The sequence below is a fragment of the Citrobacter amalonaticus genome, from assembly GCF_001559075.2.
Lineage (GTDB): Bacteria > Pseudomonadota > Gammaproteobacteria > Enterobacterales > Enterobacteriaceae > Citrobacter_A > Citrobacter_A amalonaticus_F.
Genome location: NZ_CP014015.2, coordinates 3,662,513 through 3,684,508, shown reverse-complemented (window position 1 = coordinate 3,684,508; position 21,996 = coordinate 3,662,513). Strand labels below are relative to the sequence as shown.

At 54.6% G+C, this 21,996-nt stretch carries 16 protein-coding genes, 1 tRNA gene and 1 pseudogene; 10 read left to right on the top strand and 8 right to left on the bottom strand.

Annotation, left to right across the window (positions count from 1 at the left end):
• Positions 1–9: 9 nt before the first annotated feature.
• From dmsA to lrp, 6 genes are all read right to left on the bottom strand, one after another.
• On the bottom strand, positions 10–2,454 hold the full coding sequence (gene dmsA / locus AL479_RS17745) for a dimethylsulfoxide reductase subunit A (RefSeq protein ID WP_061077014.1): 2,445 nt from the start codon (positions 2,452–2,454) through the stop codon (positions 10–12).
• Positions 2,455–2,687: 233 nt separating this feature from the next.
• Positions 2,688–3,980 carry a serine--tRNA ligase gene (gene serS / locus AL479_RS17740; RefSeq protein ID WP_046478664.1) on the bottom strand — a complete coding sequence of 431 codons (1,293 nt, stop codon included), beginning with the start codon at positions 3,978–3,980 and terminating at the stop codon, positions 2,688–2,690.
• 92 nt (positions 3,981–4,072) lie between these two features.
• The gene (gene rarA / locus AL479_RS17735) at positions 4,073–5,416 is read right to left on the bottom strand and encodes a replication-associated recombination protein RarA (RefSeq protein WP_042320252.1); all 1,344 of its coding nucleotides are present in this window, start codon (positions 5,414–5,416) and stop codon (positions 4,073–4,075) included.
• Between the two features lie 8 nt (positions 5,417–5,424).
• Positions 5,425–6,036: an outer membrane lipoprotein chaperone LolA gene (gene lolA / locus AL479_RS17730; RefSeq protein WP_044256345.1), complete on the bottom strand. Its 612-nt coding sequence runs from the start codon at positions 6,034–6,036 to the stop codon at positions 5,425–5,427.
• A gap of 111 nt (positions 6,037–6,147) precedes the next feature.
• The gene (gene ftsK, locus AL479_RS17725) at positions 6,148–10,104 is read right to left on the bottom strand and encodes a DNA translocase FtsK (protein ID WP_081093677.1); all 3,957 of its coding nucleotides are present in this window, start codon (positions 10,102–10,104) and stop codon (positions 6,148–6,150) included.
• Positions 10,105–10,238: 134 nt separating this feature from the next.
• A complete protein-coding gene (gene lrp, locus AL479_RS17720) occupies positions 10,239–10,733 on the bottom strand; it encodes a leucine-responsive transcriptional regulator Lrp (protein ID WP_000228469.1) in 495 nt (164 codons plus the stop codon).
• A gap of 546 nt (positions 10,734–11,279) precedes the next feature.
• Between lrp and trxB the strand changes: the two genes are divergently transcribed.
• The 5 genes from trxB (at position 11,280) to infA (ending at position 17,114) form a co-directional block, all read left to right on the top strand.
• On the top strand, positions 11,280–12,248 hold the full coding sequence (trxB, locus tag AL479_RS17710) for a thioredoxin-disulfide reductase (protein ID WP_061077012.1): 969 nt from the start codon (positions 11,280–11,282) through the stop codon (positions 12,246–12,248).
• Between the two features lie 114 nt (positions 12,249–12,362).
• A complete protein-coding gene (gene cydD / locus AL479_RS17705; RefSeq protein ID WP_061077011.1) occupies positions 12,363–14,129 on the top strand; it encodes a heme ABC transporter permease/ATP-binding protein CydD in 1,767 nt (588 codons plus the stop codon).
• Positions 14,130–15,851, top strand: coding sequence for a heme ABC transporter ATP-binding protein/permease CydC (gene cydC / locus AL479_RS17700; RefSeq protein ID WP_061077010.1), 1,722 nt, complete (start codon positions 14,130–14,132; stop codon positions 15,849–15,851).
• A gap of 44 nt (positions 15,852–15,895) precedes the next feature.
• The gene (aat, locus tag AL479_RS17695; protein WP_061077009.1) at positions 15,896–16,600 is read left to right on the top strand and encodes a leucyl/phenylalanyl-tRNA--protein transferase; all 705 of its coding nucleotides are present in this window, start codon (positions 15,896–15,898) and stop codon (positions 16,598–16,600) included.
• A 295-nt stretch (positions 16,601–16,895) separates the two neighbouring features.
• On the top strand, positions 16,896–17,114 hold the full coding sequence (gene infA / locus AL479_RS17685; RefSeq protein ID WP_001040187.1) for a translation initiation factor IF-1: 219 nt from the start codon (positions 16,896–16,898) through the stop codon (positions 17,112–17,114).
• 75 nt (positions 17,115–17,189) lie between these two features.
• On the opposite strand, the gene AL479_RS17680 is transcribed toward infA, so the two are convergent.
• Positions 17,190–18,101, bottom strand: coding sequence for a LysR family transcriptional regulator (locus AL479_RS17680; protein ID WP_061077008.1), 912 nt, complete (start codon positions 18,099–18,101; stop codon positions 17,190–17,192).
• A gap of 106 nt (positions 18,102–18,207) precedes the next feature.
• Between AL479_RS17680 and AL479_RS17675 the strand changes: the two genes are divergently transcribed.
• The 5 genes and pseudogenes from AL479_RS17675 (at position 18,208) to AL479_RS17655 (ending at position 21,471) form a co-directional block, all read left to right on the top strand.
• Positions 18,208–19,068, top strand: coding sequence for a pirin family protein (locus tag AL479_RS17675; protein WP_061077007.1), 861 nt, complete (start codon positions 18,208–18,210; stop codon positions 19,066–19,068).
• A gap of 196 nt (positions 19,069–19,264) precedes the next feature.
• Positions 19,265–19,352 (top strand) — tRNA-Ser (locus tag AL479_RS17670).
• 534 nt (positions 19,353–19,886) lie between these two features.
• The gene (locus AL479_RS17665; protein ID WP_225851843.1) at positions 19,887–20,534 is read left to right on the top strand and encodes a B3/4 domain-containing protein; all 648 of its coding nucleotides are present in this window, start codon (positions 19,887–19,889) and stop codon (positions 20,532–20,534) included.
• 158 nt (positions 20,535–20,692) lie between these two features.
• Positions 20,693–21,004: pseudogene (locus AL479_RS17660) on the top strand (cupin domain-containing protein).
• 71 nt (positions 21,005–21,075) lie between these two features.
• The gene (locus AL479_RS17655) at positions 21,076–21,471 is read left to right on the top strand and encodes a VOC family protein (RefSeq protein WP_061077005.1); all 396 of its coding nucleotides are present in this window, start codon (positions 21,076–21,078) and stop codon (positions 21,469–21,471) included.
• A 207-nt stretch (positions 21,472–21,678) separates the two neighbouring features.
• Here the strand turns inward: AL479_RS17655 and AL479_RS17650 are convergent, their stop codons facing one another.
• The gene (locus AL479_RS17650; RefSeq protein ID WP_061077004.1) at positions 21,679–21,927 is read right to left on the bottom strand and encodes a DUF4282 domain-containing protein; all 249 of its coding nucleotides are present in this window, start codon (positions 21,925–21,927) and stop codon (positions 21,679–21,681) included.
• Positions 21,928–21,996: the final 69 nt, after the last annotated feature.

Below are 21,996 nucleotides of genomic sequence, written 5' to 3'. Positions count from 1 at the left end.
GGTTACTCCTTACACCTTCTCAACCTGAACAAGGTTCGTATGTGACGGGTTCCCCTTTGCCAGGGGAGACGGACGCTGGGTGGTCAATACGTTGATACAGCCGCCCTGGTCAATGCGTTTTGTATCCGGGTCATACCAGGCCCCTTCCCCTAACGCAACCACGCCCGGCATCATCCGCGGCGTCACTTTCGCCTCAATATGTAGCTCTCCGCGACCATTGAAGATGCGGACCTTGTCGCCATTACGAATACCGCGTTTTTGCGCGTCGAGCGGGTTGATCCACATCTCCTGGCGGCACGACGCTTTCAGGACATCCACGTTGCCATAGGTGGAGTGAACGCGAGATTTATAGTGGAAGCCCGTTAGCTGCAGCGGGTAATCTTTGGTCAACGGATCGTTGTAGTTCTCAAAGCCCGGCGTGTAGATCGGCAATGGATCGATGACATCGCCTTCCGGCAGTTCCCAGGTCGCGGCAATCTCCGCCAGTTCCTGCGAGTAGATCTCGATTTTACCCGACGGCGTGGTCAATGGATTGGCCTGCGGATCGTCACGGAACGCCTTATAGGCCACATGGTGCCCTTCCGGATCGCGCTGCTTAAACAGACCCTGCTTACGGAATTCCTCAAAAGTCGGCAGCGCCGGAATGGCTTTACGCGACTGCTCGTACAGATGACGCATCCACTCTTCCTGAGTGCGTCCTTCAGTAAACTGCTGCTCGACGCCCAGACGCTTCGCCAGTTCGCTGGTCATCTCATAGATAGTTTTGCATTCGAAACGCGGCTTGATGGCCTGATCGGCAAAAATCACATAAGACATATTCCCGCAGGAAGCATCCAGCGCGAAGTCCATCTGTTCAGAAGCCGTGCAGTCCGGCAGCAGGATATCGGCATACTTCGCCGACGACGTCATGTGACAGTCGATGACGACAATCATTTCGCACTTCTTGTCATCCTGCAGGATGTCATGCGTGCGGTTGATCTCTGAGTGCTGGTTGATCAGACAGTTACCGGCGTAGTTCCAGATCATCTTAATCGGCACGTCGAGTTTATCTTTGCCGCGCACGCCATCACGCAGCGCGGTCATTTCTGGACCGCGTTCAATCGCGTCAGTCCACATAAACATGGAGATACTGGTTTCTATCGGGTTTTCCAGCGTTGGCATCCGTACAAACGGCAGATCGTAAGAGCCTTCACGTGCGCCGCTGTTGCCGCCGTTGATCCCGACATTACCGGTCAGAATGGCCAGCATTGAAATGGCACGGGTGGCGATTTCGCCGTTCGCGTGGCGCTGCGGACCCCAGCCCTGGCTGATGTAGGCCGGTTTTGCGCTGCCGATTTCACGCGCCAGTTTGATAATACGGTCTGCCGGAATGCCGGTAATTTGCGCCGCCCATTCAGGCGTTTTTGGCGTACCGTCATTCCCCTGGCCGAGGATATAGGCCTTATAGTGACCATTCTTCGGCGCGCTGGCTGGCAACGTTTTCTCGTCGTAGCCCACACAGTACTTATCGAGGAACGGCTGATCGACCATATTCTCAGTAATCAGCACATAAGCCAGCGCATTCACCAGCGCCGCATCGGTACCCGGACGAATTGGGATCCATTCATCTTCACGACCGGCCCCGGTATCGGTATAGCGCGGATCGATAATGATCATCCGGGCATTCGATTTCTGTCGCGCCTGTTCCAGATAATAGGTCACCCCACCACCGCTCATGCGGGTTTCGCCAGGGTTGTTACCGAACAGGACTACCAGTTTGCTGTTTTCGATGTCAGACGGGCTGTTACCATCCGCCCAACCACCGTAGGTGTAGTTCAGACCCGCCGCAATTTGTGCGGAAGAGTAATCACCATAGTGGTTCAAATAACCGCCGCAGCAGTTCATCAGACGCGCCACCAGGGTATTTCCTGGCGGCCACGAACGGGTCATCGTACCGCCCAGCGTACCGGTGCCGTAATTGAGGTAGATAGACTCGTTACCGTAGTCTTTAATCAGGCGCTGCATGTTGCTGGCGATGATGTCGTAAGCCTCATCCCAACTGATACGCTCGAATTTACCTTCTCCGCGTTTGCCCACGCGTTTCATCGGGTATTTCAGACGATCCGGATTATAGACACGACGGCGCATGGAGCGCCCGCGCAGACAGGCGCGCACCTGATGTAAGCCGTCGTAGTTGTCGTCACCGGTGTTGTCGGTTTCAACATATTTGATTTCGCCATCCACAACATGCATGCGTAACGGGCAACGACTCCCGCAGTTTACGGTACAGGCGCTCCAGACGACTTTTTCACTGGCTTGTGCCGGGCTCAGGGCTTCGGCAGCATTAGCGATACGGGTAAATGGCAGGGTAAACGCGCTGCTGGCCATCGCCAGTCCGCCTATCGCCGTCGTTTTGACTAAACCGCGACGACTCACCTCCGCTGCCATCACGGCATCAGGGATCTTAGTTTTCATAAAGGCTCACTCTGCTTGCTTACAGTAAAAAAACAGAAATTGATGTTATTATTTGAGTAGTTAAGCATCGTTATATAGATTTATATATAACGTATTTACAGGATAACAGCGCAAAATGCTGAATTTCATTCGAAGGTAATATTACCCCCAAGGGAGTAATGATTATTGTCCGGCGTCAAACAGGCATAAAAAAAGCGCCCAAAGGCGCTTTTTAGAAAAGAGTGGAGCGAGGATTAACCAATATATTCCAGTCCGTTCATGTACGGACGTAACACTTCTGGTACTTCGATACGACCATCAGCCTGCTGGTAGTTTTCCATCACGGCTACCAGCGTACGACCGACCGCCAGACCAGAACCGTTCAGAGTATGCACCAGACGGGTCTTTTTATCGGACTTGCTGCGGCAGCGTGCCTGCATACGGCGCGCCTGGAAATCCCAGACGTTAGAGCAGGACGAGATCTCGCGGTAGGTATTCTGCGCCGGTACCCACACTTCCAGATCGTAGGTTTTACATGCGCCGAAGCCCATGTCGCCGGTGCAAAGAATGATTTTGCGATACGGCAGACCCAGCAGTTGCAGCACTTTCTCCGCATGGCCAGTCATCTCTTCCAGAGCCGCCATTGAATCTTCCGGTCGAACGATTTGTACCATTTCAACTTTGTCGAACTGGTGCATACGGATCAGGCCACGGGTATCACGACCGTAGGAACCCGCTTCAGAGCGGAAGCACGGTGTGTGCGCCGTCATTTTGATCGGCAATTGGTCTTCATCGATGATTTCATCACGCACCAGGTTGGTCAGCGGCACTTCCGCCGTCGGGATCAACGCGTAGTTGCTGCTGTCAGCCTCTTCTTCCAGCGGACGGGTATGGAACAGATCGCCGGCAAATTTCGGCAACTGACCCGTACCGTACAGAGTGTCATGGTTGACCAGATACGGCACATAGTTTTCGCTGTAGCCATGCTGCTCCGTGTGCAGATCGAGCATGAACTGCGAGAGCGCACGGTGCATACGGGCAATCTGCCCTTTCATCACCACAAAACGGGAACCCGTCAGCTTAACGGCAGCAGCGAAGTCCAGACCGGTATGCATTTCGCCCAGCGTGACGTGATCGCGAACCTCAAAGTCAAACTCGCGCGGGGTACCCCAGCGGCTGACTTCAACGTTATCGTTCTCGTCTTTACCCACCGGGACATCGTCAGCAGGCAGGTTAGGAATGGTCAGCGCGATATCGCGGATCTCAGCCTGTAAAACATCCAGCTCCGCTTTTGCGGCATCCAGCTCTTCGCCCAGTTTGTTCACTTCCAGACGTAAAGGCTCGATATCTTCCCCGCGCGCTTTCGCCTGGCCGATGGATTTCGATCGAGAGTTACGCTCTGCCTGCAGGTTTTCAGTATTAACCTGCAAAACTTTACGACGCTCTTCAAGAGCGCGCAGCTTATCTACATCCAGCTTAAAGCCCCGGCGTGCCAGTTTTTCAGCGACTGCGTCTGGCTCATTACGCAGCAGATTGGGATCGAGCATGCTTATCCTGTGCTTATCGAATTGAAAGAGGAAAATGTGACCACAGCCTGCGGTCACAGGGATACAGTGCCAACATTACCGCAACGCCTGCGCTAACGGTAGCGTTTTATAGGGCTATTTTGATCCTGTCCGGCGAGCCAGGCGAGCTTTTCGCCAATCTTGCCCTCAAGACCTCTGTTTGTGGGGTGATAATAGCGTGTTTGTGCCATCTCCTGCGGGAAATATTCCTCTCCGGCGGCATAGGCATTCGGTTCGTCATGCGCATAACGATATTCCTGGCCGTAACCCATCTCTTTCATCAGCTTTGTCGGCGCATTGCGCAGATGAACAGGCACGTCATAGTCAGGACGTTCGCGGGCATCGGACATCGCCGCTTTAAAGGCGGTATACACCGCATTGCTTTTCGGTGCGCAGGCCAGATAGACAATCGCCTGGGCGATAGCACGCTCGCCTTCAGCAGGCCCAACACGCGTGAAGCAGTCCCAGGCGGAAATCGCCACCTGCATCGCACGCGGATCGGCATTACCCACATCTTCGGAAGCAATCGCCAGGCAACGGCGCGCGACATACAGCGGATCGCCCCCTGCCGTAATGATTCGCGCATACCAGTAAAGTGCTGCATCCGGCGCGCTGCCGCGAACTGATTTATGCAATGCGGAAATGAGATCGTAGAAGCGGTCGCCTTTATTATCAAAACGCGCACTGCGCTCGCCGGCGATTTCGGTCAACAGCGCGGGAAGCAGCACTCGCTTGCCGCTGTCATCCACTTCCGCCATATCGGCCATCATTTCCAGGGTGTTCAATGCGCGGCGCGCATCACCGTTGACCAGTTCCGCGATGGCTCTGCGGGTATCATCTGGCAGAACGATATCCTGCCCACCGTAGCCCCGCGCCTTGTCTTCCATCGCCTGACGGAGAACCTGTTCGATATCTTCGGTGGTCAACGATTTGAGCAAATAGACGCGCGCCCGCGACAACAGCGCAGAATTCAGTTCAAACGACGGGTTTTCGGTGGTTGCCCCGATAAAGGTGATCGTGCCGTCTTCAATATGCGGCAAGAACGCATCCTGTTGGCTTTTATTAAAGCGGTGAACTTCGTCAACAAACAGGATGGTACGACGCCCGGCATTACGATTCTGTCGGGCGCGTTCGATGGCTTCGCGGATCTCTTTCACGCCGGAGGTGACCGCTGAAATCCGCTCAACGTCAGCATCGGCGTAGCGGGCAATCACTTCAGCAAGCGTGGTTTTTCCGGTACCTGGCGGTCCCCACAAGATCATGGAGTGCAGATGTCCGGCTTCAATCGCGCGCGGCAACGGTTTACCCGCAGCCAGCAGGTGCTGCTGACCAATATACTGCGCTAAATTTTCTGGCCGCATCCGCGCGGCCAGTGGCTGAAAGGTATTATCAGAAAAATCGAGCGACAGGTTGCTCACGCAGGCCTCTACTTACGTTGATCGTCTACCGTTACGCCTTGCGGTGGAGTGAAAGTGAACTTCGATGCGTCAACGGCGCCATTCTGCTGCGATTTCAGCTGATAGCTGCTGCGCTGGTCATCCTGCTCCACGGCGCTGAACTGATGAATGGTCCCGTCACGACCCACGTTGATGGTGAACTGTTTCAGATTACCGTTGCTGGTTTTCGGCGTCAGGACGAAGTCGTCACCGTTCTGCTTGATATTGTACTGTTGCCAGTCGCTGGACTGGTTGCGGGCAATCAGCATAAACGGCGTGTTGCCGGTGGCGTCTTTCAGCCAGGTCGCGGTGGCCTGCTCAACAAACGGGTTGAAGAACCACAGCGTTTTCCCATCAGAAACCAGAATGCTTTCATCAGGCTGCGTCATGTGCCAGTTAAACAGGTTGGGACGCTTCACCCACAAATCACCCTGACCTTCCTGAACAGCGGCACCGCTGCCATCGGTCACTTTCTGTGTAAAGCTGGCGTGGAAGCTGCTTACTTTATCCAGACGACTTTTCAGATCGCTGGCGGCATCCGCCCAAACGCTGCTTACCACGAATCCTGAGAGTAATGCACAGGTGATTGCGATTTTTTTCATTGTTATTCCTCAAAATACGTCACTCCCGACCGGGAGATCCCTCTGCTATCCATTCCAGGCCAAAAATCAGCGTGAGGAAAGAAGACAATACTGAATTACGTAACTTTGCACTTAGTCAAACGGCGGCGGTGCCAGCACTTCACGATTGCCGTTATGGCCCTGTTCGCTGACAATCCCCTGCGCTTCCATCTGTTCGATAATGCGCGCCGCACGGTTGTAGCCAATGCGGAACTGGCGCTGTACGCCGGAGATGGACGCTTTGCGTTTCTCTGTCACAAAGTTGACAGCCTGATCGAATAACGGATCCAGCTCTTCACCGCCGTCAAAACCACCGCCGCCACCTTCGCTTTCGCTGTCGGAGGTGATGCCATCCACATACTGCGGACGCCCACGCGCCTTCCAGTCCTGTACCACCGCGTGCACTTCCTGGTCACGGACAAATGCGCCGTGAACACGCACCGGCATGGTGGAGTTTGGCCCGGAGTAAAGCATATCCCCCATCCCCAGCAGCGATTCTGCACCGCCCTGATCGAGGATGGTACGCGAGTCAATCTTACTGGACACAGTGAAGGCAATACGTGTCGGTATGTTGGCTTTGATAAGACCAGTAATGACGTCAACCGATGGACGCTGCGTCGCCAGCACCAGATGGATCCCGGCCGCACGGGCTTTTTGCGCCAGTCGGGCAATCAGCTCTTCAACTTTCTTACCGACGGTCATCATCAGGTCGGCAAATTCATCCACCAGCACAACGATATACGGCAGTTTTTCCAGTACCGGATGCTGCGCATCCATACTGTCGCCCGGCTTCCAGTACGGGTCCGGAATCGGACGTCCCATCCGCGCGGCTTCGGCTATCTTCTCGTTGTAACCCGCGAGATTACGCACGCCCAGCGCAGACATCAGCTTGTAGCGGCGCTCCATCTCGTTAACGCTCCAGCGCAGGGCGTTAGCGGCGTCTTTCATATCCGTGACGACTTCCGTCAGCAGATGCGGAATGCCTTCGTAAACGGACAGCTCCAGCATTTTCGGGTCGATCATGATGAAGCGCACGTCTTCCGGCTGCGCTTTGTAAAGCATGCTGAGGATCATGGCGTTCACCCCAACCGATTTACCCGAACCGGTTGTCCCCGCCACCAGCAGGTGCGGCATTTTCGCCAGATCGGCCACCACCGGATCGCCGGCAATATCTTTACCTAACACGACGGTCAGCGGCGACGGGTTCTCACGGAACTTCGCGTTATCCAACACTTCACGCAGATAAACGGTCTGCCGTTTTTTGTTCGGCAATTCCAGGCCTACGTACGGTTTACCCGGAATCACTTCCACCACGCGCACCGCGACAGTCGACAATGAACGCGCCAGGTCACGAGAAAGGTTGGAAATACGCGCCGCCTTCACGCCCGGCGCCAGATTCAGTTCAAAACGCGTAATCACCGGGCCTGGCGAGTAATTGACCACATCGGCCTTGATGCGGAAGTCTGCCAGGCGGGCTTCAACCAGGCGCGCCATTTGCTCCAGCGCGAAGGTATCAACCGGCTCCACTTCACTCGGCGGTTGCGTCAGCAGATCCAGCGAAGGCAGTGGCGTCGTCGGTCTTTGCAGCGGACGACTGTCACCGTTGCGCATCAGCAGCGGGTGAATCAGGCTTTCCTGCGGCTGTGGCGCTACCGGCGGTTGTGGCTGCTGATACTGTGGCTGCGGCGCTACCGGTTGTTGCGGCTGCTGATACTGTGGCTGCGGCACTACCGGTTGTTGCGGCTGCTGATAGTGCGGTTGCGGCGCTACCGGCTGTTGCGGCTGCTGATAGTGCGGTTGCGGCGCTACCGGCTGTTGATACTGCGGCGCTGTGGGTTGCTGAACAGGCGCAGACTCCGGCATTACGCCCGGCGTAAACAGCGGTTCATGCGGGCCGTTATCGACCAGCGTTTTCATGGGTGAAAACTCAAAATCATCCAGCGAGAATGGATTTGCTCCGGCAGGTTGCTCACCGGCGTAGCGCTGTTGCTGTGAAGAGGCAAACTGGCGCGCCAGTTCAGCTTCCGCAGCGGCATCTTCATCGTCGGCCTGCGCTGGCTCATGCTGATACTCGTCGCCATAACGACTTTGCTGCGACTGGGCAAACTGACGAGCCAGTTCGTCCTGTTGCATGGCATCGATTTCATCATCGCCATACTGCAGATCGTGTTGTCCGGCTTCACGCGCTCTCTCCTCAGCCATACGCTGAGAAGGCAATTTTATGCCATATGATGCCAGCTCACGGCGTGTCGGTACACGTACGCGATTGGGACGGGGCAGTTGCGGGCCAATCCCTTCTTTTACCTGCGGACGCGGCGCTCCGCCGTTCGCGAGGCTGAAGACTGGCGCAGCTGCTGCCGCCGTCGCACCGGCTGATAAGGTCGCGTCCTTCACGCCTGCAGCGATCGGCGCAATGGCCGCAGCAGCGTCAACAGGCGGTATAGCAGGCGCTGCTGAGGGTGCAGGAACCACCGGTTCAGGCGCATTAACCGGTTCAGGAATCGGCTGATACCACGCGGCCAGTTGCTCACGTTCACGCGCACGCTTCTCTTCTACTTCTTCAAAGTAGTACAACGGCGGACGCGCAGGTTTTGTCTCTTCGACTACCGGCTCAGGCTCTGTAATCGGGGCCTGTTGAACCACAGGCTCCTGCGGCGGTAAAGGCGCCGGTTGATACGCTGGCTGATGATAAACCGGCGGCTGGACAGGCTCCGGTTGATAAACCGGCTCAGGCTGCCAGGGTTGTTCTGCCGCAGTCTGCGGTTGCTGCCACGGTTGCTGTGGTTCGCCTGGCTGCGGATAACCGGTTTCAGGAGCCACTGGCGCAGCGTATTGCGGTTCAGTCGGAACAGGCTGTTGCCATGTTTCATTCTGCGCCTGATGCGGTTGCGCGTACGGATTGTGCGGCGGATAGCCTTCCGGCGCAGGCGCAATCACCGGCTCGCCGGTTTGTGGGCCTGGTACAGGCTGCCATGCAACCGCGGGTTGTACAGGAACGGTTTCCGCTCCCGGTACGGGCGGCGTTTGCATTATCGGATCAACCGGCGCGGCCCAGGCCTGAGTTGCGGCCGTTGCTGCCGCCGCAGCGGCGACGGGTTCGGTTACCGAATGACCGTTTAGCAGCGGATCGTACTCATCATATTCGGGCTGTGTCGCACGATGCCCGGAGAACAGCACATCGCCAGGATCGGCCGGAACGCCGCGCGCGCTCCAGGAGATCTCATCGTCATCATCCATGCGTCTGCCGGAGAAGAGCGCCGCATCAGTCTGACGGCCATGCGGATTGATAAATTTTTCAGCCAGACGTTTACGGCGCGCCAGCGCACCGCGAAGAATACGCGCCCGACGGGATTCACGTTTCCCGCCCTCGACTTCATCTTCATACTCTTCATCGTCTTCGTATTCGTCGTCTTCTACCCAGGTATCATCACGACGGGTACGGTTGCTGGCAAAGGTCAGAATATTGAGCAGCCAGCCGCCGAGTTTTTCGGCGATGCTGACCCACGACCAGCCGGTGAAGAGCGTCAGCCCTGCCGCCCACACGCACAGAAGCGTAATGGTGCCGCCACTGCTGTGCAGCAGCGGTTGCAGCGTGGTACTCAACAGACTGCCAATCACCCCGCCGGACGCGAAGTACCAGATGTCATCGGCATTAATGGCGGCCAGACCACAGGAGGTGAGGATAAGGGCCAGCACGCCAATGATGCGCAGCGAGACGGCAAAATAGTCGATATAGTCATCGGTCGCCTGGTGACGCCAGGTAAACCAGCAGCCACCCACAATGATGACAGGGATGATGTACGCCATAATCCCAAAGATAAAGAACAGGGTATCCGCCAGCCACGCCCCAGGTGCCCCGCCCAGATTATGGATAGGCTCATGCCAGGCCGTTTGCGACCAGCTGGGATCAGAAGGGTTAAAGCTCAGTAAGGCTGCCATCAGCCAGACGGCAAAAAGGGCAATAAGAATCAGCAACGCCTCCAGAAGTCGGCGCCCGCTGCTTAACTTTGTCAATGTGACTTCTTTGTCTTCAGTGTATTCCTGGCTCAAAAAAGGCTCTCCAGGTTTCGGGCTTTTCCTGCCCGATGCTAAAACGGACAACAGCACCGGGTTACCCCGGCACTGTTGCTGTATGGATTAACAGGAGTGTAATCAAAATACGCCGATTTTGCACCTGTTCCGTATTAGCGCGTCTTAATAACCAGACGATTACTCTGTTTGACTTCTTCCATTACCACGTAAGTACGGGTGTCATTGACGCCAGGCAGACGCAGCAGGGTTTCCCCCAGCAGCTTACGATAGGCTGACATGTCCGGCACACGTGTTTTCAACAGGTAGTCGAAATCACCGGACACCAAATGACACTCTTGAATTTCTTCAAGTTTCTGTACGGCGGCGTTGAATTGTTCAAACACATCCGGAGCGCCACGATTCAGAGTAATCTCAACAAATACCAGAAGTGATGCATCCAGATAATGCGGGTTCAACAGCGCTGTATAGCCCTGAATGAAACCCTGTCTTTCCAGACGACGCACACGCTCAAGGCAGGGCGTCGGGGAAAGTCCCACTCGTTTAGAAAGCTCGACGTTAGAAATACGCCCATCCTTTTGCAGCTCATTAAGAATGTTACGATCAATACGGTCGAGATCTTTGCCAGGGCGCTTCTTGCTATCTACCATTATTATTGTCTCTCTGTATTCCTTCCCTACTCCTGCCTGACTCATCAAACATCATTGTCGAGAGTCGATGCCCATCACCATAGACCGAACCCAAGAGGATTAACGGCGCGCAATGCCTGGGTCTATAGTGAGAAGACCGTTGCCTGACGGCAGCTATCGACATCACGAATGGCGTCTGTCCACACCATGCGTAGATTTCGCTAGCCCGGTAAACATGGTATTTATATGCATGATTATGCGGCACACACACAACACTGTTTTTTTCTTCCTCGAATGTTTTCGCAAAACAGCAGGTGATTGTCAAAGTAAAACATCGATTTTTAGTACAACATGCCAGTTATTCATTACGCGTTAAGACGATTCATCATTTTATCACCTTATAACTGAGCGATTTTAAGTAGAATTCATTATGGCGTGACTGCAGATTTGTTCACTCATTGGCCTCGTCTATTCCACAAATTGTTAACAAAATCGCTATACTCTTTTTTTACGCCGTCAAATTCCCTACAATCCAGCCCATTGCCTGCCAACAACAATGAGGATCTCATGGGCACGACCAAACACAGTAAACTGCTTATCCTGGGTTCCGGCCCGGCGGGATACACCGCGGCGGTCTATGCTGCGCGCGCAAACCTGCAGCCGGTACTGATTACCGGTATGGAAAAAGGCGGTCAACTGACCACCACAACAGAAGTGGAAAACTGGCCGGGCGATCCAAACGATCTGACCGGACCGCTGCTGATGGAACGCATGCACGAACATGCGACTAAGTTTGAAACCGAGATCATCTTCGATCACATCAATAAAGTGGACCTGCAAAACCGTCCGTTCCGTCTGATCGGTGACAGTGCAGAGTACACCTGCGATGCGCTGATCATCGCAACCGGCGCATCCGCCCGTTATCTCGGTCTGCCGTCAGAAGAGGCATTCAAAGGCCGTGGCGTTTCTGCCTGCGCTACCTGCGACGGCTTTTTCTATCGTAACCAGAAAGTCGCGGTTATCGGCGGCGGTAACACGGCCGTCGAAGAAGCGTTGTATCTGGCGAACATCGCCTCTGAAGTTCACCTGATTCACCGTCGTGACGGCTTCCGCGCGGAAAAAATTCTGATTAAACGTCTGATGGACAAAGTGGAGAACGGCAACATCGTACTGCACACCCACCGCACGCTGGAAGAAGTGACCGGCGATCAGATGGGCGTCACGGGTCTGCGCCTGCGTGATACGCAGAATACGGACAACATTGAGTCGCTGGAAGTTGCGGGGCTGTTTGTTGCCATCGGCCATAGCCCGAACACGGCGATTTTCGACGGTCAGCTTGAGCTGGAAAACGGCTACATCAAAGTGCAGTCCGGGAGTCACGGTAACGCGACCCAGACCAGCATCCCGGGCGTCTTTGCTGCGGGTGACGTGATGGATCACATTTACCGTCAGGCTATTACCTCCGCAGGCACCGGTTGTATGGCTGCGCTGGATGCTGAACGCTACCTCGACGGTTTAGCCGACGCGTGCAAATAGTTTTTACAAATCAGTAACAAAAGTAAATAAGGCGACTATAAGTCGCCTTTATTTTTGCCCCGTTGTAACATTGCCCTGCCTAAAAATTCTGATAACTCACCTGCAAAGCGCGCAATGAATAAAACTCGTCAACAAGAGCTAACCCGCTGGTTAAAACAGCAAAGTGTCATTTCCCAACGCTGGCTTATGATTTCTCGCCTGCTGGGATTCGTGAGTGGCGTACTGATTGTCGCTCAGGCCTGGATCATGGCTCGCATTCTGCAACATATGATCATGGAGAATATCCCACGCGAGGCGTTGCTGTTGCCATTTGTCGTGCTGGTGCTGATCTTTATCCTCCGCGCCTGGGTTGTCTGGCTACGCGAACGCGTAGGATTCCATGCGGGCCAACATATCCGTTTTGAGATCCGCCGCCAGGTGCTCGACCGCCTGCAACAGGCCGGTCCGGCATGGATCCAGGGAAAACCCGCAGGAAGCTGGGCCACGCTGGTGCTGGAACAAATTGACGATATGCACGATTACTACGCTCGTTATCTGCCGCAGATGGCGCTGGCAGTGTGTGTTCCCATCCTGATCGTCGCGGCTATTTTTCCGTCGAACTGGGCCGCCGCGTTGATCCTTCTCGGCACTGCGCCGCTGATCCCTCTGTTTATGGCGATGGTCGGTATGGGCGCTGCCGATGCTAACCGGCGTAATTTCCTTGCCCTGGCGCGTCTGAGCGGACATTTCCTCGATCGCTTACGCGGAATGGATACTCTGCGCATTTTTGGCCGTGGTGAAGCTGAAACCGAAAGCATTCGCGTCGCGTCGCAAGATTTCCGCCAGCGCACGATGGAAGTGCTGCGCCTCGCCTTTTTATCGTCGGGCGTACTGGAGTTTTTTACCTCGCTTTCCATTGCGCTGGTCGCGGTTTACTTTGGCTTCTCCTACCTCGGTGAACTTAATTTCGGCCACTACGGCACGGGCGTCACGCTGGCAGCAGGCTTCCTCGCCCTCATTCTGGCCCCTGAGTTTTTTCAGCCGCTGCGCGATTTGGGGACGTTTTATCACGCTAAAGCACAGGCGGTAGGCGCGGCAGACAGTCTGAAAACGTTTATGGAAACGCCGCTCGCCCATCCGGAACAAGGCGATGTGGAGTTATCCGCGCAAGAGCCTATTTCCATTGACGCCGTCAATCTCATCATTTCGTCGCCAGAAGGCAAAACCCTGGCGGGACCGCTGAACTTCTCCCTCCCTGCCGGGCAGCGTACCGTGCTGGTCGGCCGCAGCGGTTCGGGTAAGAGTTCCCTGCTGAATGCGCTTTCCGGCTTCCTCTCTTATCAGGGATCGCTGCGCATTAACGGGGTGGAACTTCGCGAGTTGTCGCCAGAGTCCTGGCGTAAGCATCTCTCCTGGGTAGGGCAAAACCCGCAGTTGCCCGCGGCGACGATACGAGAAAACGTTCTGCTGGCTCGCCCGAATGCCAGTGAGCAAGAGTTGCGTACCGCGCTCGACAGCGCCTGGGTCAGTGAATTCCTGCCGCTGTTACCGCAGGGAGTGGATACGCCCGTTGGCGATCAGGCCGGACGTTTGTCCGTCGGCCAGGCGCAGCGCGTGGCGGTAGCCCGTGCGCTCCTTAATCCTTGCAAGCTGCTGCTGCTGGACGAACCGGCTGCCAGCCTGGATGCCCATAGCGAACAGCGGGTCATGCAGGCGCTGAAAGCCGCCTCAAAACGCCAGACAACGCTGATGGTCACGCACCAGCTTGAAGATCTTGCTGACTGGGACACGATTTGGGTGATGCAGGACGGACAGATTATCGAACAGGGCTCCTGGGCCGAACTGAGTACCGCCAACGGCGCATTTGCGACGCTGTTGGCCCATCGTCAGGAGGAGATCTAAATGCGTGCGTTGCTGCCTTATCTGACGCTCTATAAACGTCACAAGTGGATGTTAACGCTGGGTATTGTGCTGGCGATTATCACCTTACTCGCCAGCATTGGCCTGCTGACGCTGTCCGGCTGGTTCCTCTCTGCGTCGGCCGTCGCGGGCTTTGCCGGTATCTACAGTTTTAACTATATGCTACCTGCTGCGGGCGTGCGCGGCGCGGCCATTACCCGGACTGCCGGACGCTATTTTGAGCGGCTGGTCAGCCATGATGCCACCTTCCGCGTGCTGCAACATTTGCGCATTCACACCTTCAGCAAGCTGCTGCCGCTCTCCCCTGCCGGGCTGGCCCGCTATCGTCAGGGTGAACTGTTGAACCGCATTGTGGCAGATGTGGATACGCTGGATCACCTCTACCTGCGCGTCATCTCCCCCCTGGTGGGTGCCTTTGTGGTGATTATGGTTGTGACGATCGGTCTGAGCGTGCTGGATGTCACCCTCGCCTGCACCCTCGGCGGCGTGATGCTGCTGACACTGTTTATCATGCCGCCGGTGTTTTATCGCGCCGGTAAAACCACCGGACAAAACCTGACACACCTGCGCGGACAGTATCGTCAGCAGTTGACCGCATGGTTACAGGGCCAGGCTGAACTGACCATTTTCGGCGCCAGCGACCGCTACCGCGCACAGATGGAGGCCACCGAATTACAGTGGCACGAAGCGCAGCGTCGCCAGTCTGAACTGACAGCACTGTCACAGGCGCTGATGTTGCTCATCGGCGCCGTAGCCATCTTACTGATGCTGTGGATGGCGGCAGGCGGCGTAGGTGGTAACGCTCAGCCTGGCGCGCTGATTGCTCTGTTTGTCTTTTGCGCGCTGGCGGCATTTGAAGCGCTGGCTCCGGTGACCGGCGCATTCCAGCATCTGGGACAGGTCATCGCCTCCGCCATGCGGATCACCGAACTGACCGAGCAGAAGCCGGAAGTGACTTTCCCGACTGACGTATCCGACGTCCCGGTTCAGGTCACCCTGACGCTGCGTGACGTTTCATTCAGCTACCCCGAACAAGCGCAAAAAGCGCTGGATTCGCTCTCCCTGCAGGTAAATCCTGGCGAACACATCGCCATTCTTGGGCGCACCGGGTGTGGTAAATCGACATTGCTGCAACTGCTCACGCGCGCGTGGGATCCGCAGCAGGGCGAGATCCTGCTCAACGGTCGCCCGATTGCGACATTGAATGAAGCGACGCTACGCAAGACCATCAGCGTTGTGCCACAGCGCGTACACTTGTTCAGCGCCACCCTGCGCGACAACCTGCTGCTTGCCGCGCCCGACGCCAGTGACGAACAGCTGGCAGACACGCTGCGTCGCGTCGGGCTGGAGAAACTTCTCGACGATGCCGGCCTCAACAGTTGGCTGGGCGAAGGCGGTCGTCAGTTATCCGGTGGCGAACTGCGCCGTCTGGCGATCGCCCGTGCGCTTTTGCATGATGCGCCGCTGATGCTGCTTGATGAACCGACGGAAGGTCTGGATGCGACGACCGAAAGCCAAATGCTTGAATTGCTGGCAGAGGTGATGCGCGATAAAACGTTACTGATGGTGACGCATCGCCTGCGCGGACTCGCGCGTTTTGATCAAATAATAGTGATGGACAACGGCCAAATTATTGAGCAAGGTAATCACGCAGATCTGTTAGCGCAGCAGGGTCGTTATTACCAGTTTAAGCAAGGTCTGTAAGCTATTATTGAACGATCCGACTCGCGTACTGGAGTTCTGCTGTCATGCGCCTGGTTCAGCTTTCCCGACACTCTATCGCCTTCCCATCGCCGGAGGGCGCTTTACGCGAGCCAAACGGCCTGCTGGCGCTTGGGGGCGATCTCAGCCCTGCGCGCCTGCTGATGGCCTATCAACGCGGTATTTTCCCGTGGTTTTCGCCTGGCGATCCTATTCTCTGGTGGTCACCGGATCCCCGCGCCATTCTGTGGCCTGACACGTTTCATGTCAGCCGTAGCATGAAGCGCTTCCATAAGCGCTCTCCGTATCGCGTCACGCTGAATTATGCGTTTGGCCTGGTCATCGAAGGATGCGCCAACGATCGCGATGAAGGCACCTGGATCACCCAGGGCGTGGTAGAGGCCTATCATCGACTGCACGAACTGGGACATGCCCATTCCATTGAGGTCTGGCGCGAAAATACGCTGGTTGGCGGGATGTATGGCGTTTCCCAGGGGGCTCTGTTTTGCGGCGAATCGATGTTCAGCCGACAAGAGAATGCGTCAAAAACCGCACTGCTGGTTTTTTGCGCAGAATTTGTCCGCCAGGGCGGTAAATTAATGGATTGTCAGGTGCTCAATAGTCATACCGAATCGTTAGGGGCGGTCGAAATTCCGCGCCGGGTGTATCTGGAACACCTCGATGCATTGCGCCAGCAACGCTTACCTCGCGATTTTTGGGTCCCTCGCACGTTATTTTTGCCCCAGTGGTGAATGTTTTCGGCACATTTTTTGTCAGGGTGTTATAATTGCGGTCGCAGAGTTGGTTTAGCCCATTACCCCGCTGCCGTTAAGGATCCGTTCGCGTCAGGTAACGCCATCGTTTATCTCATCGCTCCCTTATACGTTGCGCTTCACGTGCGGCTTTGTCGTGTGTTTTTGAAGCGATCCGGAGTAATGCGCCAAATTTTGTTTGCTGCGTTTTAAACGTGCAAATCTTTACTTATTAAAAGAACTTCGGCATTATCTTGCCGGTTCAAATTACGGTAGTGATACCCCAGAGGATTAGATGGCCAAAGAAGACAATATTGAAATGCAGGGTACCGTTCTCGAAACGTTACCTAATACCATGTTCCGCGTAGAGTTAGAAAACGGTCACGTGGTTACTGCACACATCTCCGGTAAAATGCGTAAAAACTACATCCGCATCCTGACGGGCGACAAAGTGACTGTTGAGCTGACCCCGTACGACCTGAGCAAGGGCCGCATTGTCTTCCGTAGTCGCTGATTGTTTTCACGCCCGAATGGCGTCCAGATAATAAAAGGTCGGTCAATCCGGCCTTTTTTGTTGCATGAAAATCCCCTACTCTTCCGCCATCCGCGCATACTCATCCGTCAGAAAATCCACCAGCGCTCTGACCGATGGCAGTAATCCCCTACGTGAAGGGAAAACGGCGTGAATTACCTCTCTTCTCGGCTCCCAACCTTCCAGTAACGCAACCAGTTCCCCCGCCGCAAGCTGTTCTTTCACCATTAAGATAGGAAGTTGTACGGCACCGACGCCGGCGATGGCCGCCGCGCGCAATGCCAGCATGTCGGTCGTGATAAATCGCGGGGTAAAGTGCACTTCCGCTCTGGCCCCTTGCGGACCGTACAGTTCCCAGCGATGAATATGTTTGCCTGCCGACAGACTCAGTCCGGGCCAACGGCATAATTCCGACGGCGCCGTCGGGGTGCCCATACGTGCGATCAGCGCCGGGCTGGCAAACAACCGGTGTGCGCGGTCGGCAAGCACCCGCATCACCAGATCGCTGTCCTCGATCGGGCGAGGACGCACTCTGATTGCAATATCAACGCCTTCCCCTACCACATCAACGCGACGGTTCGTGGCTTCGAGTTGCAGCGTCACATCGGGGTAGCGCGCCATAAATTTCGCCAGCATCGGCCCCACGTGGACGTGAAGCAGCGTTACCGGACACGTCAACTTCACCACGCCGCGAGGCTCAACCTGCAATGCGGCAATCGCATCCTGCGCCGCCTGTGCTTCCACCAGCATTGCTTTGCAGTGTTCATAGAACGTTTGTCCCACTTCCGTGACGTTAAACTGCCGCGTCGTCCGCTGGATGAGCCGCACCCCCAGTTGCTCCTCCAGTTGCGCAATGCGCCGGCTGAGCTTTGACTTCGGTTCATCGAGTGCGCGACCTGCTGCAGCAAACCCGCCCTGCTCCACGACATGGACAAACCATGCAAAATCATTGAGATCTGGCTTTACCATTTATTGTTCCATTTTCAGAACGATGAGGTTCATTTTAGCCACTACTCACCTCGCCGTCATGAATATAAGCTTATTCATAACGTAACAAGCCATTGAGGAGAGAATGATGAAACAGGTTACAGGCGTCTATACCGCACCTCGTCCGCACTGGGTTGGCGATGGATTTCCGGTTCGTTCACTGTTTTCGTACCAGTCCCACGCTGAGCAGTTGAGCCCATTTTTGTTGCTTGACTATGCCGGTCCCCATACGTTCGCGCCGGGAACAGAAAAGCGTGGCGTGGGTGAGCATCCCCACCGTGGTTTTGAAACGGTGACAATTGTGTACAGCGGGGAAGTTGAGCATCGCGACTCAACCGGTCGCGGCGGCATTATCGGCCCCGGAGACGTGCAATGGATGACCGCTGGCGCAGGCATTCTACATGAGGAATTTCACTCTGAAGTCTTCACCCGCAAGGGGGGAGAACTGGAAATGGTGCAACTGTGGGTGAATCTGCCAGCAAAAGACAAAATGACGGCACCGGGTTATCAGAGCATCACTCAGGATTTCATCCCGACCGTTGAGCTGCCGGACGATGCAGGGACCGCGCGAATCATTGCCGGTCAGTATCAGCAAGCGACCGGTCCGGCACGCACGTTCTCGCCGCTGAATGTCTGGGATATGCGGTTACAACAGGCGCGCCCGGTGACGCTTTCGCAGCCTGAAGGGTGGAGTACCGCGCTGGTCGTCCTGAAAGGCTCAATCACGGTAAATGGATCGACAACAGCAAGCGAGGCGCAACTGGTGGTATTAAGCCAGCAAGGGGACGCATTGCATCTGGAAGCCACCCACGATGCCAGCGTGTTGCTACTGTCGGGAGAACCGCTGAATGAACCGATCGTCGGCTACGGTCCGTTTGTCATGAATACCAAACAAGAAATCGCAGAAGCCGTTCGCGATTTTAACGCGGGCCGCTTTGGTCAAATCTGAGCGTGAGGAGATCGTGAAGAACCGCGAAATGCTGGATTCACAACGCTAAATCACTTCCCCGACGGCTTACGTCGGGGTAGATGTACAATGCGTAACCAAACGAGAAGCAAAGCGTAAATACTGCTTGACCGTTTTCGCGCAACTCCCTATAGTAGCGCCCCGTTGCCCCCCAAGCGGTCAGGCAGCAATACAATATGGTGAGGTGTCCGAGTGGCTGAAGGAGCACGCCTGGAAAGTGTGTATACGGCAACGTATCGGGGGTTCGAATCCCCCCCTCACCGCCATATTTGAGAAAGAGCTCGTACGCAAGTACGGGCTTTTTTTTTCGCATATGGCACACGCCGGGGGGATGAGAATCCCCGACCGGGGTTCGACAACGGGCGCAGCCCGTTGGACGGAGTGGCCGCAGGCCATGACGCCCGCAGGGCGAGCGAAGCGAGTCAATCCCCCCCTCACCGCCATATTTGAGAAAGAGCTCGTACGCAAGTACGGGCTTTTTTTTCGCATATTGCACACCCTGGGGGATGAGAATCCCCGACCGGGGTTCGACAACGGGCGCAGACCGTTGGACTGCCCGCACAAAAACGCCTGGAGCGCTTTTGAACAACGCTTGCGTTGGCCCCGAAGGGGCGAGGCCCAGGGATGGACCGAGTAACGGCGAGCGAAGCGAGTCACCCCCCTTCACCGCCATATTCACGTTTTTGTTTGCCACTGAAGTCATCTGCAATTTTATCCAATACAGCGCACAACACAACTGGCATGCTGTCAGAAATGGCGCAAAGGAGAAAATATCAATGCAGCTATGTTATGCCCCTGAAATGCACACAAGATTCGGACAACGTCGTACCGCGACGATGAATATTAATGGTATCCACGCGAATGCCAATTCTGATGCACACATCGCTCAGTTCCTTGCAGTCGCCGATAAGCGACTGGCGACATCCCGAGAAGGCGAGTTTGCTGAGATTAAGGCCTGGCGTCGTGCTTTTTCCGAACTAGGCCTTAAGCCAACGCAGTATCGCTGCGCGTCGGAATCCTTGTTAAGGCGATATCGGAAGAGCGGTGAATTGCCGACGCTGCATCCAATGATTGACCTGTGCAATGCCGTTTCCCTCGCCTTTGCCATACCGGTTGCCGTGTTTGATATCGATCAGATCAGCGGTGCGTTAACGGTACGCCCTGCCTGTGGGGATGAGTCCTATGAGACTTTTTCCGGGGAGACGGAACACCCTGAACCCGGTGAAGTTATCTTTGCCGATGATTCCGGGCGAGCCCATGCCCGACGCTGGACTCATCGGCAAAGCGGCAGGTCGGCCGTTAAGCAAAGTACGTCCAGGGTGTTGATTGTCGCCGAAGCGCTGCACGAAACCGCACAGGATGACGTTGAACGACTCATTTTTGCGCTCACTGACGCCATATCTCAGATCTGGCCCTCAGCTATACAGACGGATGTGAAGCGCTTATGACCCTATGCATATGGCCTATTGTAACGGTGGCACATCGATTTCTCGTTCCGATATTAAATGATGAAAAATTACCGAGAATATATGCTTTGCTAAAGGCATGTGCTAAGTTGGAATATTGCGTATATCATTAACATCCAATCAGACTTATTGGGACAATGATGAAAACAATTATCAGCAAAGATTTTAGGGCAGAAAATGCCTGGGAAGCAATGGACATTGCCTCGCTAAGTGGAACCTCCGTACGTTTACACTGGACAGATAAGCCCTATAAGTGGCATATAAATGATGGTCAGGAAGTTTTTGCTGTTATGGATGGCGTCGTTTAAATGTTTTATAAGGAACATGGCGAAGTCAAAACAGTGATACTGAATACAGGGGATCTCTTTTTTGCCGATCAGGGTTGTGAACATGTTGCACATCCTAAAGGTGAAGCCAGAATAGTAGTAATTGAAAAAGAAGGCTCAGTATAAATACTTTCTTTCAGCCCCCTGAACAGGCATAGTAACAAACGAGAATGGATTTTTTTACAACAGGAGTTGTCATGTTTTCTTATATCATGCTGGGCACTAATAACCCGGAAATTTCTTATCAATTTTATGCGCCGTTGATGGACGTGCTGGGCTATCCGCTGGATGGTCGAAGTGAGAAAGGTGCAGCCTGGGGCACATTCAAAGATAATCATGCCACAGGGCTTTGTGTTGGCCTACCCTTTAATCATCGACCGGCGACATTTGGTAATGGCGTGATGGTGGCCCTTAATGCCCCCTCCGTTGAAATCATTAACAAGCTCTATACCTTAGCGCTAGAAAACGGAGGCGAAGATGATGGTCCTCCTGGTTACCGCCCACACTATGGCGATGATTTTTATAGTGCTTATGTCCGTGATCCTGACAATAACAAGATTGCTTTTGTTTTTTACGACCCGGCTAAAAAGTAAAGTCTACTGTATTTTCTATGTTGCCTGCCCGCCACACCGATTTTCGTTCAACGGCGTTTTTAAGGCCCTGCAAGACATTCGTTATTTCATTAGCAAAACTGAAGCATCCTGACACTCTGCATGTATAAACAGAGCGTCAGGATGTTATCTCAGTGTGAAGATAAATATCAAATGTGGCAAACCAGGATTAATACCGAAGAAGAGCCATTATTCTGATTTATTGGCATTCTGTGCAATTATGCGCAGATACTCATTGTTTTTAAACGCAATCATAATAAGTTCAAACATGACTCGACAGCCAACCAGACTCAAAATAGTCCCAAATAACCCAGCGATGATTTGACCGTTAAATATAGAAATTACGCCACCAACGACCACTAAGGCCATAAAAATCCAGTATAAAAACACCATGATTTTAGGTGTCAGAAGACTATCGAACCCCAGAATTACTTTCATTGGCTATCCTTAATAAACAAAATTTGAAGAAAACTGCCAGAACAACATATATTATTTATTTCAAGATGT